This is a genomic window from uncultured Flavobacterium sp., from assembly GCF_963922255.1.
Classification (GTDB): domain Bacteria; phylum Bacteroidota; class Bacteroidia; order Flavobacteriales; family Flavobacteriaceae; genus Flavobacterium.
Genome location: NZ_CAWUIC010000007.1, coordinates 1 through 12,702, shown reverse-complemented (window position 1 = coordinate 12,702; position 12,702 = coordinate 1). Strand labels below are relative to the sequence as shown.

Here is a 12,702-nt window from a genome sequence, read left to right as displayed (position 1 = left end):
TATAATATAATACTTAAACTAATGTGGGTGGACCGCGAAGATAAAATGAATTCCCTTTAAACGTAATAAATACTTCATTACTGTTAAATTGATATGGAATCCTATTAAATGAAGATAAATAATCAATTTGTAAAACTTCAGGGGAAAGAAAAGCCGCAAATTTGAAATCACAAACGGGACAATCTTCCTTTTCAGAAATTTTATAGATTAAATTTTTATTAGATTTTGAATGCGAGTGATCATGTTCAGAATCTTGCTTTATAGAGTGAGAAAAAGCATGCACAGATTGATAGCAAACAGCAAATAATACTGCTAGCATCAAACCAAAATTCATAAATTGCAATTTCTTCTTCATTGATGCAAAAGTAATTCTTTTATAACCAAAAATAAAAAGAAACCACAAATTAACTATTTTTTAGGATTTCCTAAAGGAATTAATTTGTGGTTTACAATAATTTAAAGAATATTTTGTTCTGTGATTAAACTAAATCATTTGCTACTAAATATTCTGCGATTTGAATGGTATTCGTTGCTGCACCTTTTCTTAAATTATCTGCAACAATCCACATATTTAAAGTGTTAGGTTGGCTTTCATCTCTACGAATTCTACCCACAAACACATCATTTTTACCTTGTGCATACAAAGGCATGGGATACGTAAAAGTATCTAAATTATCCTGAACAGTAATTCCTTCAGTATTATGTAAAATTTGACGAATTTCAATCACATCAAAATCATTTTCAAACTCAACATTAACCGCTTCACTATGCCCACCAACGATTGGAACACGAACAGCAGTGGCTGTAACAGCAATGGTTTTGTCGTTTAAGATTTTTTGAGTTTCACGAACTAATTTCATTTCTTCTTTAGTGTAGCCGTTTTCTTCAAAAACATCACATTGTGGAATGGCATTTCTATGAATTTGGTATTTGTAAGCCATTTCACCTTTGGTGCCAGCATATTCGTTTTCTAATTGTTCCACAGCTTTTACACCAGTTCCAGTAATGGATTGGTAAGTAGAAACAATTATTCTCTTAATTTTATATTTTTCGTGCAAAGGTGCTAATGCCAAAACCATTTGAATAGTAGAACAATTAGGATTTGCAATAATTTTATCTTCTTTGGTTAAACCCGAAGCATTAATTTCTGGAACTACTAATTTTTTAGTTGGATCCATTCTCCAAGCAGATGAGTTATCTATTACGGTTGTACCAACTTCAGCAAACTTCGATGCCCATGCTAAAGATGTTTCTCCACCAGCAGAAAATAAAGCAATATCTGGTTTCATTTCTACCGCAGTTTGTAAACCAACGACTGAATAATTTTTACCTTTATATTCAATTTGTTTTCCAACTGACTTCTCAGAAGCCACAGGAATTAATTCCGTAATCGGAAAATTTCTTTCTGCTAACACTTGTAGCATAACTTCACCAACCATTCCGGTTGCACCAACAACAGCTATTTTCATAATGAATTATAATTTTAAAATGCAAAAGTATCGAATATAAATATCATTTCACAAGTATTTTTATAAATATAACAAAAAGTTTAATATATAACATATGTAGAAGTATTTTTCAAATTTTTATTTAAAAAAATAACTTTTAAAATAGGCAATAAAAAAACCCTGAAGTTTTTTCAGGGTTTAGTACTGAATTGAATTCAGTATAAATTAGAATAGGTATGTAGCGGTATTATTTTTTTAATAAATCTCTAATCTCAGCCAACAATTCTTCTTGTGATGGTCCCGCTGGAGCAGCTGGAGCTGGTTCTTCTTTTTTCTTCATGGCATTAACTCCTTTAACAATCATAAACATTACAAATGCAACAATTACAAAGTCAATTACATTGGTTAAAAATTCTCCCCACATAACAGCAACTTCTCCTTCAATTACTCCTTCAGCATTTGCCGTTCCTTCAGTGATAACATATTTTAAATCTTTAAAATCAGCATTAAATAGTAATCCTATTAAAGGGGAAACTATTCCTCCTGTAAAAGATGATACTACTTTGTTAAAAGCAGCACCCATAACAAAACCTACAGCAATATCTACTAGGTTTCCTTTCATTGCAAATTCCTTAAATTCTTTTAGCATAATGTTTAAATTTTAAATTTTAAATTAGTTTTGGATAATATCTACATACGAATTTATAAAAAAAATTAACATTTATTTTAGTTTTTATAAAAAACACGCTTCACTCTTTGCGAAATTCCGACGAAAACCTCATATGGTATGGTGAATGACACTTTTGCAATTTCTATTACATGTGGTTTTTCACCAAAAATGATTACTTCATCTCCAGCTTTACAGTTAATTTTAGATACATCAACCATAATCATATCCATACAAATGTTTCCTAAAATTGTCGCTTTTTGATCTTTAATTAACACATAACCTTTTTCATTACCCCATAATCTTCTTATTCCATCTGCATATCCAATTGGGATAGTGGCTACTTTAGTTTGCGTATTAGCTATGTATTTTCTAGAATAACCAACACTTTCTCCTGCTTCAATGGTGTGAATTTGGGAAATAATGCTTTTTAATGTACTAACATTTAAAAGCTGTTTTGTCTCTTCTTCTGAATTTCCTACTCCATAAAGACCTATTCCCAATCTCACCATTTCCATTTGATAATCAGTATAATTGAAAATACCTGAAGTATTTAAAATATGTCGAATAGGTTTGTGGTTTAAAACTGAAGATAAAGTATCATAAGCTTCAGTAAATAATCGAATTTGATTTAAAGTAAAGTCTTTAAAATTTGGGTCATCACTCGCAGCTAAATGTGTAAATATGCTTTCAACTTTAATGAAATTATTGTTCTTGATGATTGCTTTTAGTCGTTCAAACTCATTTGGTTCATAGCCCAAACGATGCATTCCCGTATCAATTTTTAAGTGAATTGGATATGAAGAAATATTGCGTTGTTGTGCTATTTTTAAGAACGCATTTAAACCGGTTATTGAATAAATTTCCGGTTCCAAATCATAAGCAATCATGGCATTAAAACTACTATTTTCTGGATTTAAAACCATAATCGGAACAGTAATTCCAGCTTTTCTTAATTCGATACCTTCATCCGCAAATGCAACTCCTAAATAATCTACTTTGTGATGTTCTAAAAGTTTAGCAATTTCATAACCACCATTGCCATAACCAAAAGCTTTAACCATAACCATTACTTTAGTTTCAGGTTTCAGTTTGGATTTATAAAAGTTGAGGTTATAACTCATAGCATCTAAGTTAATCTCCAATACCGTTTCATGATTTTTTTCTTCTAAAATCACGACGATTTCTTCAAAATCAAAACTTCTTGCTCCTTTTATTAAAATGGTTTCATTTTCAAAAGAATTCAAATTAAATTGTTGTAAAAATTCTGGTGTGGACGAAAATGAAATTATATTGGGAATATCTTTCAAGTAATTGCCAATGGTATCACCAATGGTAATTAATCGATCAATTTTATTGTTCTGAATTAAAGACGTAACTTTTTGATATAATTCCTGCAAAGGCAATCCACTTTGAAAAATATCTGAAAGAATTAAAGTCTTTTTTTGATGTAATTTTTGCTGCTCTAAAAAATCCAAAGCCATTTTTAAGGATTGATAGTCTGATGAATACGAATCGTCAATCAAAGAACAATTATTGATTCCTTTTTTAACTTGCAAACGAAGTTCAACTGGATATAAATTTTTAATTCTTTCAGCAATTACATTAGTATCATATTTTAGATATAATAATGTGCATATACAAGTCATTACATTATCTAAAGAAGCTTCATCTTGAAAAGGAATTTCAACTTTAAATGAATTTTTAAGGTATGTTATGGTAAGATTAGTAAAACCATTTTTACTGTTTTCTTTCTCACCAAAAACAGTAGCCTTTTTATCCGTAAAACTCCAAGTTATAGCTGTTGAAGTAAGCAATTTTTCAATAGAATTATCCTTTTCAAGAATAACTATTTCACAATTTTTAAATAGCTTGACTTTTTCTTCAATTTTTTCGTTTTGAGAAGAAAATCCTTCATTATGAGCATTGCCTAAATGCGTAAAAATTCCGATTTTAGGTTGAATGATTTTTTGAAGTTTTTCCATTTCATTTGTAGTAGAAATTCCTGCTTCAAAAATCCCAAAATTGTGATTTTCATTTGTTCCAAAAATGGATAACGGAACACCAACTTGCGAATTATAACTTTTCGGACTTCTAACAATTGTAAAATCTGGACTCAATAGAAAATTCAGCCATTCTTTTACTATGGTTTTTCCATTGCTTCCGGTTATTCCAATAGTAGGAAAATCAAATAAATTTCGATAAAAAACAGCTGTCTGTTGTAAAGCATTTAAAGTGTTTTCAACCACAACAAAGTGAGCTTTATCTTTTAATTGTTCTGGAATATATTCAACCACAAAATACTGAACTCCTTTTTCTATTAAGTGTTCAAGGTATTGATGAGCATCATGATTATGTCCTTTTAAAGCAAAAAAAAGGGTTCCCTGATTGTTTTGTAAGGAACGACTGTCTATGGAAATGTTTTCAATACTAAATTCAGGTAAATTTTTAGCTGATTTAGCATCGATAACCGGAATAATATTTTGGAGTGTAAAAGTCAAATTATTGATTTTCTTTATTGTCTTTCATAGCTTTAAAAAATGCAGCTCTGCTCAAAGGTTCATATTCTTCGGTTTCACCCAGCATGACTAATTTATCACTTTCTGATTTTCTAAAACTATAATTAGCCAAATTTCCTGTTCGTGTACAAACAGCATGAACTTTTGTTACATATTCTGCGGTTGCCATCAAAGCAGGCATTGGTCCAAACGGATTTCCTTTAAAATCCATATCCAAACCAGCCACAATAACACGAATTCCTGAATTGGCTAAATCATTACAAATAGCAATAATTTCATCGTCAAAAAATTGAGCTTCATCAATACCAACTACATCGCAACCTTGAGCCAAAATTCTAATATTTTCGGCAGCGGGAACTGGTGTAGAACGAATCTCATTAGCATCATGAGAAACAACCATTTCTTCATGATAACGAGTATCAATTGCGGGCTTAAAAATTTCAACTTTTTGTTTGGCAAACTGAGCTCTCTTAAGACGTCTAATTAATTCCTCTGTCTTGCCAGAGAACATAGAGCCACAAATAACTTCAATCCAACCAAATTGTTCTTGTTGATTTACGGTGTTTTCGAGAAACATTTTGTATATTTCGGACGATTAATACTAAATTCTTTTATTTTTGTAATCAGAAACAAATTTATCAAAAAAATCATCTATAAACTCTATTCTATTCTATAAAGTTATGAAGAAAAAGCTAGAAGGCGAATTAATAAGCATCGCACACCGAGTTTTAAAACTTAAAAATCGTTCTGAAACTGTGCTTTTACAACAAGAAGCTAAAAAGTTATATGAACAATTAACAGTTTTACGTTTTTATGAAGAAAATTTCGAAAATTTAAAAAACGATATTTCTCCAGAACAATTAGAAGAAAAATTGGAGCAAATGGCAACAATTGCTGCTGTTGAAACTACAGATTTAGAAGAAAAAGTAGCTGAAGTAGCCCAACCAGTGGAAGAAACAAAACCAGTAGAGGAAGAAGTAGAACAACCTACAGAAGTTCAAGCAGAAGAAGTAATTGCTGAAGAACCCGTAAAAGAGGATGTTGTTGCAGAAGAAATTGTTACTGAAACTGTTGAACCTGCTAAAGAAGAAGTTTACGCATCGGCAGAAGATATCAATAAAATAGTGGCTGAAATGGCTAACAAAAAAAATGTGTTAGAGGAAACTCCTATTGAAACAGTGACTTTTGAAGCTTCAAAGCCAAACGAACCACAACAAATTTCATTTGAAGATTTATTAGGTGAATCCTACAAAGAACCTGAATTTGTTCGTGTAGAAGATACTCCAAAAGAAGTAGAAAAAGCAGCTGATTTAGTTTTTGAAAAAAAAGAGGAAGTTGTTGAACCCAAAAAAGAGGAAGTTGAAGCTGCAGCTGACGTAATTTTTGAAAGAGCTAATGAATTGCCTCAAGAAGAGAAAAAAGAAGAATACAGTTTTACAACGCTAAATGCCGAAAAAACAGAAGCAAAGCCAAAATCATTGAACGATCGATTAAATAGTGGAATTAGTTTCGGATTAAACGATAGAATTGCTTTTGAAAAAAAATTATTTGGAGGTAGTGCAGATGATTTTAATCGTGTGATTTCTCAGTTGAATACATTTGATTCTTTTGATGAAGCAAAATCTTTTATCAGCGATTTCGTAAAACCTGATTATAAAAATTGGGAAGGACAAGAAGAATTTGAAACTCGTTTTCTAGAAATTATAGAAAAAAAGTTTAATTAATGTATTTGACCATTTACCCATAACCTATAACCCAAAACCTATTTTATGGGAAAATTATTTCTTGTACCAACACCCATCGGAAATCTCGAAGATATGACTTTTAGAGCCATTAAGGTTTTAAAAGAAGCAGATTTAATTTTGGCTGAAGATACACGAACCAGTGGAAAACTGATGAAGCATTTTGATATTGCGACTCAAATGCACAGTCATCATATGCACAACGAACACAAAACGGTAGAAAATATCATCAAGCGATTACAAGCTGGAGAAACTATTGCTTTAATCAGTGATGCAGGAACACCAGCTATTTCTGATCCTGGGTTTTTATTAACTAGAGCTTGTGTAGAACATAAAATTGATGTGGAATGTTTGCCTGGAGCAACTGCTTTTGTACCAGCTTTGGTAAATAGTGGTTTACCCAATGATAAGTTTGTTTTTGAAGGATTTTTGCCGGATAAAAAAGGAAGACAAACCCGTTTTTTAACGTTAGAAAACGAAACCCGAACCATGATTTTCTACGTTTCGCCTCATAAATTGAATAAAACCTTAGCCGAATTTGTACAATATTTTGGAACAGAAAGACCTGTTTCTGTTTCTAGAGAATTATCAAAACTACACGAAGAAACCGTTAGAGGAACAGCCGAAGAAGTGCTAAAACATTTTGAAGCCAAACCTGCAAAAGGGGAAATTGTTGTGGTTGTGGGTGGGAAGAGTTTGAAATAGCTAAGGGTCATTTTTTATAAGATTGAATGGATTATTAAACGCTTTAGTATTTTTTTCATAATCTGATAATTTTTCAAAACATTCATTTTCATATGTTGTTTTAAATTCTTTAAACCTTTTATGTCTATAATATTGGTTTATATAGGTTCTTACTAAATTTAATATACTTCCCATAAAATAGCATACTGCAATAAAAATTAAATTTTCCATTTTCATTATTTTTAAATTATTTTCAAAAGTAAATTCTAGTAATAAAAAGAAATAGACACTTAAAAAAGGAGACTCATTCTTTACTATTTTATTACTTCTTGCTATTAAAACTAAAATTATATGCTGTTTGTTACATTTATTTTTCAACTCCTTTAACTTAGCCTTCTTTCTTTAGTATTCAAACAAGTTTGCCTAACTTTGAATTATAAAAAATAAATTCATGTCAACACAAAATACAACTACAACCTGGAAAGGAAAAATGCAATTCGAATCCACAAATCCTAGTGGAGAAACTTTTTTAATTAATGCAGCTGCCGAACATGGTGGTGAAGGAGCTGGGTTGCGTCCAAAAGCATTGATGTTGTCTGCTTTAGCAGGTTGCTCGGGTTTAGATGTAGCTTCATTAATTGAAAAAATGAAGTTAGAAGTAGCCGATTTCAAAATTGAAACTATAGCAAATTTAACCGAGGAACATCCAAAAGTATACGACAATGTAACGCTTGAGTACCATTTTTATGGTGAAAATTTAAACGAAGCTAAATTACAACGTGCTGTAGATTTATCAGTAGAAAAATATTGCGGTGTTATGGAAATGTTTAGGCAATTTGCTGAGGTTAAAATAAAAACAATCTTTCATAATAACTAACATCATGACAATTTCAGAACTAATATATAAGGTAAAAAAAGGTGAAATTCTTCCTTTTACTGAAGTGATACAAACTATTGATAATTTGTATGTTTTTACTCCAACAACATTTAAAAACGGAAAAATTGTCAACGAAGCCAATACTAATAACGGTTCATGCAAAGTGTTTTCTTTCGCAAAAAAGCAACAATTAACTGTTCAAGAAACTTTATTTTTATTTGGTGAACATTATCAAAAAGTAGTGGATACTCCAAGTGAAGAAGACCATCAAAATATTAGAAATTTTATCAAGTTTGGTTGGGAAGGCATTCATTTTGAGAACGATGCTCTTCAATTAAAAAAATAATTAGTTTTTGAATTGAAATTATTTATACATTTGCCTTTCAATTATATACGCCAAAAAAAATGAATTTGTATGTCATCTCGAGCGGAGTCGAGAGACAGAATTCTAACTTCTAAATTATCTAAAATGAGATGGAATTTAAAATCTAAGCCAGAAAGACAAAAAGTACAAGCCTTACAAAATGCCCTTCAAGTCGATGAAATTATTGCAACACTATTAGTACAACGAGGCATCGAAACCTTTGAACAAGCCAAAACTTTTTTCAGACCCACTTTAGAAGATTTACACAATCCTTATTTAATGAAAGATATGGATTTGGCCGTTAATCGCATTGAAAAAGCCATTCAAAATGAAGAAAATATTCTGATTTTTGGAGATTATGATGTCGATGGAACAACAGCGGTTTCTTTAGTTTCAAGTTATCTAAAAACGATTTATCCAAACATTGATACTTACATTCCAGATAGATATGAGGAAGGGTATGGAATTTCTTTTAAAGGAATAGATTACGCAGAAGACAACGGAATTTCACTAATCATTGCTTTAGATTGTGGTATAAAATCCATTGATCATATCGATTATGCAACTAATAAAGGAATTGATTTTATCATTTGCGACCATCACAGACCTGGAGAAATTTTACCCAAAGCCATTGCTGTTTTAGACCCAAAACGCGAAGATTGTTCGTATCCTTATGACGAATTATGTGGTTGTGGTGTGGGTTTTAAATTAATTCAAGCTTTAGGGCAAAATAGAAATCAAACTATTGAAGATTTAGTACCTTATTTGGATTTAGTTGCCACTGCCATTGCCGCGGATATTGTTCCCATGACTGGGGAAAATCGTGTTTTGGCCAAATTTGGTTTGGAAATTATCAATTCAAATCCAAGACCAGGCATTAAAGCATTAATTCAAAATATCAAAAAGAAAACACTTACAATTACTGATGTCGTTTTCATTGTGGCACCAAGAATTAATGCAGCCGGAAGAATCAAACATGGAAATTATGCCGTTCAATTGTTAACCGAATTTAGTTTGGAACAAGCCACAGAATTTGCTTCTGAAATAGAAGATTTTAATTCCGATAGAAAAGGGTTAGACCAACAAATCACTAGGGAAGCTTTACTCCAAATTGAAGAGAATCAAGAAGAAAATCGCTTTTCATCTGTGGTGTATCAAGAAGATTGGCACAAAGGTGTTATCGGAATTGTAGCGTCAAGATTAATTGAAAAATATTATCGACCAACCATAGTTTTTACCAAAAGTGGAGATAAATTAGCCGCTTCAGCACGTTCTGTTAAAGATTTCGATATTTACAATGCTTTGGAAGCTTGTGCCGATCATTTAGAACAGTTTGGTGGACATATGTACGCAGCTGGAATGACCTTGAAAGAAGAAAACTATGAAAATTTCAAGAATGCGTTTGAGAAAACAGTAGAAGAAACGATTCATCCCGATTTGTTAATTCCTGAAATTTCTATAGACGCTGAGATTGATTTTTCAGATATTAATCCGAAATTTGTACGCATTTTAGATCAATTTGAACCTTTTGGACCTCAAAACATGCATCCAATTTTCTTAACAAAAAATGTTACAGATACGGGGCATGGAAAACCTATGGGAAAAGAAGAAGAACATTTGCGTTTGTTCCTAAAACAGAATAATTCAGAAGGAATTGGTGCAATCGGTTTTGGGTTAGGAAATAAGTTAGAATTGACTAAAAATTTCAATCCATTTGATATAGTGTATTCCATAGAAGAAAATGAATGGAATGGCAATGTGAGTTTACAATTAAGATTGAGAGATTTAGAATCAAATTTGCATAGTATCTAAGCATCTTAGTCACTCAGCAACTTTATACAAAATATGGCAAAAAGAGATCCTTACGCAGCTTTACGATACAAAGAATTTAATTTTTTCCTTTTCATGCGATTTGCTATGGTTTTTGCTTGGTCCATGCAGTTTGTAATTATAGAATGGGAAGTATATAGTTTAACAAAAGACCCATTGTCACTAGGAATTATTGGTTTGATGGAAATTATTCCAGCCGTTTCTATGGCTCTTTTTGCAGGTCATATTGTCGATCAAAGTGAAAAGAAAAAATTACTTGTAAAGTGTATTTTAGGTTTTTCCATAGTTAGTTTAGGGTTGTTTTTAATCACTGTTCCACAAATTACCCAAGATTTATCTACCAAAACTATTTTATATACGGTTTATGCTTTGGTTTTTTTTGGTGGTTTAGTAAGGTCGTTTATAAGTCCAACCATTTTTTCTTTACTTTCTTTAATTGTTCCAAAAAAAGTCTATCCAAACGCTGCCACTTGGAGTAGTTCTACTTGGCAATTGGCTTCTATGTTTGGTCCAGCTTTAGCAGGTTTATCAATTAGCATTATTGGTGTACATTGGTCTTTATGTTTGGTTTTTGCTTGTTCATTAATGGCCTTGATAACCTTAACAAAAATTGAAACTAAGCCTATTTTAAATCCAAAAATAGGGGAACCTATATTCAAAAGTTTAAAAGAAGGCTTGAATTTTGTATTTACCAATAAAACCATTTTAGGAGCTATTTCATTAGACATGATTGCCGTTTTATTTGGTGGGGCTGTGGCATTGTTGCCTGTTTTTGCTCAAGATATTTTAAAAGTAGGTTCAGAAGGGTTTGGTGTTCTAAGAGCAGCACCAGCATTAGGCTCTTTTTTAATGATGATTTTTTCAGCTTACATTTCCTTAAATAAAAAAGCTGGAATAAAATTATTAGGAGCTATCTTTATGTTTGGGGTGTGTATTATTGTTTTTGGAATTTCTACAATTTTTTGGGTTTCAGTTTTAGCAATGTTCTTAAGTGGTGTTTTTGATGGTGTTTCTGTCGTTATTCGAAATACAATTCTCCAATTGCATACACCAGATCACATGAGAGGAAGAGTTGCTTCTGTAAATTCTATTTTCGTAGGTTCTTCAAATGAATTGGGAGCTTTTGAAAGTGGTTTAACAGCTAAATTAATGGGAGTTGTCAATGCAGTTGTTTTTGGTGGAATCATGACATTGCTCACTGTTACTTTTACAAGCTTTGCCTTGCCAAATTTTAGAAAATTAGACCTAGAAAAAGATGTAGAAGACTTAGAAAAAGAATTGTGATAAAAACAGCTATATCTTAACCAATTTGACTCTTAAAACTTGTGATGGTTTGTAGCGTTCAACAATAAACTTTACCTGGCTGTATAAACAAATAGATTATTTGAAAAACTAAAGAAAAAATTTCCTTTTGTGGAACTAATATAGTATTATCCTAATAAACTTTATAGTTATTTTTAGGACGAGTCAGGGACAAGTCAAATAAGTAGATGCTCCATACATACTCCATACATACTCCAAGCATAAAGTTAACATACTCTATAGTTGTAGTGCCTAAAAAGGCACTCTAGAATCAATTATCTAATCAAAAAAACTTTTCTTAAATATCTCTTTGTGTTTCAAATTTCTTCAATTCAAAGATTTCTCCATCAAAAACTCCATATGTAAAATAGCCTATCCAATCTCCAAGATTTACATACTTAGAATTTTCTCCAATATCAATAATCATTGGTAAATGTCTATGACCAAAAATGAAATAATCATAATGTTTTGTTTCTAATTTTCGTTTGGCATAGAGTACAAGCCATTCATTTTCTTCTCCTAAAAATTTCACGTCTTCATCACCTGAAATTAGCTTGTTTTTTACGGATAGATATTGGGCTAATTTTACACCAATATCAGGATGCAACCAACGAAATAACCATTTTGAAAAAGGATGAGTAAACACTTTTTTCATACGTTTATATCCTTTGTCTCCCGGGCCTTTTCCATCACCATGACCAATTAGAAATGTCTTGTTGTTAAACGTAAATTCCTTATTGTCATGATACACAGGAATGTTTAATTCTTTTTCAAAATAATCATGCATCCATAAATCGTGATTTCCAACAAAAAAATAAATTGGAATTCCAGAATCTCTTAGTTCGGCTAATTTTCCTAAAACCCTAACAAAGCCTTTAGGAACAACAGTTTTATATTCAAACCAAAAATCAAATAAATCGCCTAATAAAAAAATAGCTTCGGCATCTTTTTTAATTTCATCCAACCAAGCCACAAATTTCTGCTCTCTAGGGAAGCTTTGTTCAGGGGTTGGTGCACCAAAATGTTGATCAGAAGCGAAATATATTTTTGTTTTCAAGGGTGTTACTTATTGTTTTTTGTCAAATATATAAAAGTTTTTTATTTATTTTAATGATTAGTGTATCCACATTTGAAATTGACATATACAGGTTCAAAAATGTTAATTTCTCATTTTTTTTGTTAATTTTTGTTAAAAAATCCTTAACTTGGGGGGCTAAATCAAACCAAACAACAATATAATGATGAAGAAAATTACGCTATTTTTAGTAA

At 31.3% G+C, this 12,702-nt stretch carries 13 protein-coding genes; 6 read left to right on the top strand and 7 right to left on the bottom strand.

Going from position 1 to position 12,702, the window contains the following annotated elements:
• Positions 1-13: 13 nt before the first annotated feature.
• The 5 genes from AABJ49_RS07110 to AABJ49_RS07090 form a co-directional block, all read right to left on the bottom strand.
• Positions 14-355 (bottom strand): hypothetical protein, encoded by a 342-nt coding sequence (locus AABJ49_RS07110; protein ID WP_338377393.1) that lies wholly within the window; start codon positions 353-355, stop codon positions 14-16.
• 124 nt (positions 356-479) lie between these two features.
• The gene (locus AABJ49_RS07105; protein WP_338377391.1) at positions 480-1,469 is read right to left on the bottom strand and encodes an aspartate-semialdehyde dehydrogenase; all 990 of its coding nucleotides are present in this window, start codon (positions 1,467-1,469) and stop codon (positions 480-482) included.
• 226 nt (positions 1,470-1,695) lie between these two features.
• The gene (gene mscL / locus AABJ49_RS07100; RefSeq protein WP_338377389.1) at positions 1,696-2,097 is read right to left on the bottom strand and encodes a large-conductance mechanosensitive channel protein MscL; all 402 of its coding nucleotides are present in this window, start codon (positions 2,095-2,097) and stop codon (positions 1,696-1,698) included.
• Between the two features lie 77 nt (positions 2,098-2,174).
• Entirely contained in the window at positions 2,175-4,616 is a 2,442-nt protein-coding gene (locus AABJ49_RS07095; RefSeq protein ID WP_338377387.1) for a bifunctional UDP-N-acetylmuramoyl-tripeptide:D-alanyl-D-alanine ligase/alanine racemase, read from the bottom strand.
• 1 nt (position 4,617) lies between these two features.
• The gene (locus AABJ49_RS07090) at positions 4,618-5,211 is read right to left on the bottom strand and encodes a thymidine kinase (protein ID WP_338377385.1); all 594 of its coding nucleotides are present in this window, start codon (positions 5,209-5,211) and stop codon (positions 4,618-4,620) included.
• A gap of 103 nt (positions 5,212-5,314) precedes the next feature.
• Between AABJ49_RS07090 and AABJ49_RS07085 the strand changes: the two genes are divergently transcribed.
• Positions 5,315-6,358 carry a hypothetical protein gene (locus tag AABJ49_RS07085; RefSeq protein WP_338377383.1) on the top strand — a complete coding sequence of 348 codons (1,044 nt, stop codon included), beginning with the start codon at positions 5,315-5,317 and terminating at the stop codon, positions 6,356-6,358.
• Positions 6,359-6,403: 45 nt separating this feature from the next.
• On the top strand, positions 6,404-7,081 hold the full coding sequence (gene rsmI / locus AABJ49_RS07080; protein ID WP_338377381.1) for a 16S rRNA (cytidine(1402)-2'-O)-methyltransferase: 678 nt from the start codon (positions 6,404-6,406) through the stop codon (positions 7,079-7,081).
• Here the strand turns inward: rsmI and AABJ49_RS07075 are convergent, their stop codons facing one another.
• On the bottom strand, positions 7,082-7,291 hold the full coding sequence (locus AABJ49_RS07075) for a hypothetical protein (protein ID WP_338377379.1): 210 nt from the start codon (positions 7,289-7,291) through the stop codon (positions 7,082-7,084).
• A 220-nt stretch (positions 7,292-7,511) separates the two neighbouring features.
• On the opposite strand from AABJ49_RS07075, the gene AABJ49_RS07070 reads away from it, so the two are divergent.
• The 4 genes from AABJ49_RS07070 to AABJ49_RS07055 all read left to right on the top strand — a co-directional run bounded on the left by AABJ49_RS07070 (position 7,512) and on the right by AABJ49_RS07055 (position 11,415).
• Positions 7,512-7,937, top strand: a complete 426-nt coding sequence (locus AABJ49_RS07070; RefSeq protein ID WP_338377377.1) for an OsmC family protein — start codon at positions 7,512-7,514, stop codon at positions 7,935-7,937.
• Positions 7,938-7,941: 4 nt separating this feature from the next.
• Positions 7,942-8,283, top strand: a complete 342-nt coding sequence (locus AABJ49_RS07065) for a HopJ type III effector protein (RefSeq protein ID WP_338377375.1) — start codon at positions 7,942-7,944, stop codon at positions 8,281-8,283.
• Positions 8,284-8,406: 123 nt separating this feature from the next.
• Positions 8,407-10,113: a single-stranded-DNA-specific exonuclease RecJ gene (gene recJ / locus AABJ49_RS07060; RefSeq protein ID WP_338377373.1), complete on the top strand. Its 1,707-nt coding sequence runs from the start codon at positions 8,407-8,409 to the stop codon at positions 10,111-10,113.
• 33 nt (positions 10,114-10,146) lie between these two features.
• Entirely contained in the window at positions 10,147-11,415 is a 1,269-nt protein-coding gene (locus tag AABJ49_RS07055) for an MFS transporter (RefSeq protein WP_338377371.1), read from the top strand.
• Positions 11,416-11,731: 316 nt separating this feature from the next.
• Here AABJ49_RS07055 and AABJ49_RS07050 read toward each other — a convergent pair whose 3' ends face one another.
• Positions 11,732-12,490: a UDP-2,3-diacylglucosamine diphosphatase gene (locus tag AABJ49_RS07050; protein WP_338377369.1), complete on the bottom strand. Its 759-nt coding sequence runs from the start codon at positions 12,488-12,490 to the stop codon at positions 11,732-11,734.
• Between the last annotated feature and the right edge of the window lie 212 nt (positions 12,491-12,702).

Excerpts from the sequence above, each read along its gene's own strand:
- AABJ49_RS07110 (WP_338377393.1), bottom strand. The coding sequence starts at position 355 with ATGAAGAAGAAATTGCAATTTATGAATTTTGGTTTGATGCTAGCAGTA.
- AABJ49_RS07105 (WP_338377391.1), bottom strand. The coding sequence starts at position 1,469 with ATGAAAATAGCTGTTGTTGGTGCAACCGGAATGGTTGGTGAAGTTATG.
- mscL (WP_338377389.1), bottom strand. The coding sequence starts at position 2,097 with ATGCTAAAAGAATTTAAGGAATTTGCAATGAAAGGAAACCTAGTAGAT.
- AABJ49_RS07090 (WP_338377385.1), bottom strand. The coding sequence starts at position 5,211 with ATGTTTCTCGAAAACACCGTAAATCAACAAGAACAATTTGGTTGGATT.
- AABJ49_RS07085 (WP_338377383.1), top strand. The coding sequence starts at position 5,315 with ATGAAGAAAAAGCTAGAAGGCGAATTAATAAGCATCGCACACCGAGTT.
- rsmI (WP_338377381.1), top strand. The coding sequence starts at position 6,404 with ATGGGAAAATTATTTCTTGTACCAACACCCATCGGAAATCTCGAAGAT.
- AABJ49_RS07075 (WP_338377379.1), bottom strand. The coding sequence starts at position 7,291 with ATGGAAAATTTAATTTTTATTGCAGTATGCTATTTTATGGGAAGTATA.
- AABJ49_RS07070 (WP_338377377.1), top strand. The coding sequence starts at position 7,512 with ATGTCAACACAAAATACAACTACAACCTGGAAAGGAAAAATGCAATTC.
- AABJ49_RS07065 (WP_338377375.1), top strand. The coding sequence starts at position 7,942 with ATGACAATTTCAGAACTAATATATAAGGTAAAAAAAGGTGAAATTCTT.
- recJ (WP_338377373.1), top strand. The coding sequence starts at position 8,407 with ATGAGATGGAATTTAAAATCTAAGCCAGAAAGACAAAAAGTACAAGCC.
- AABJ49_RS07055 (WP_338377371.1), top strand. The coding sequence starts at position 10,147 with ATGGCAAAAAGAGATCCTTACGCAGCTTTACGATACAAAGAATTTAAT.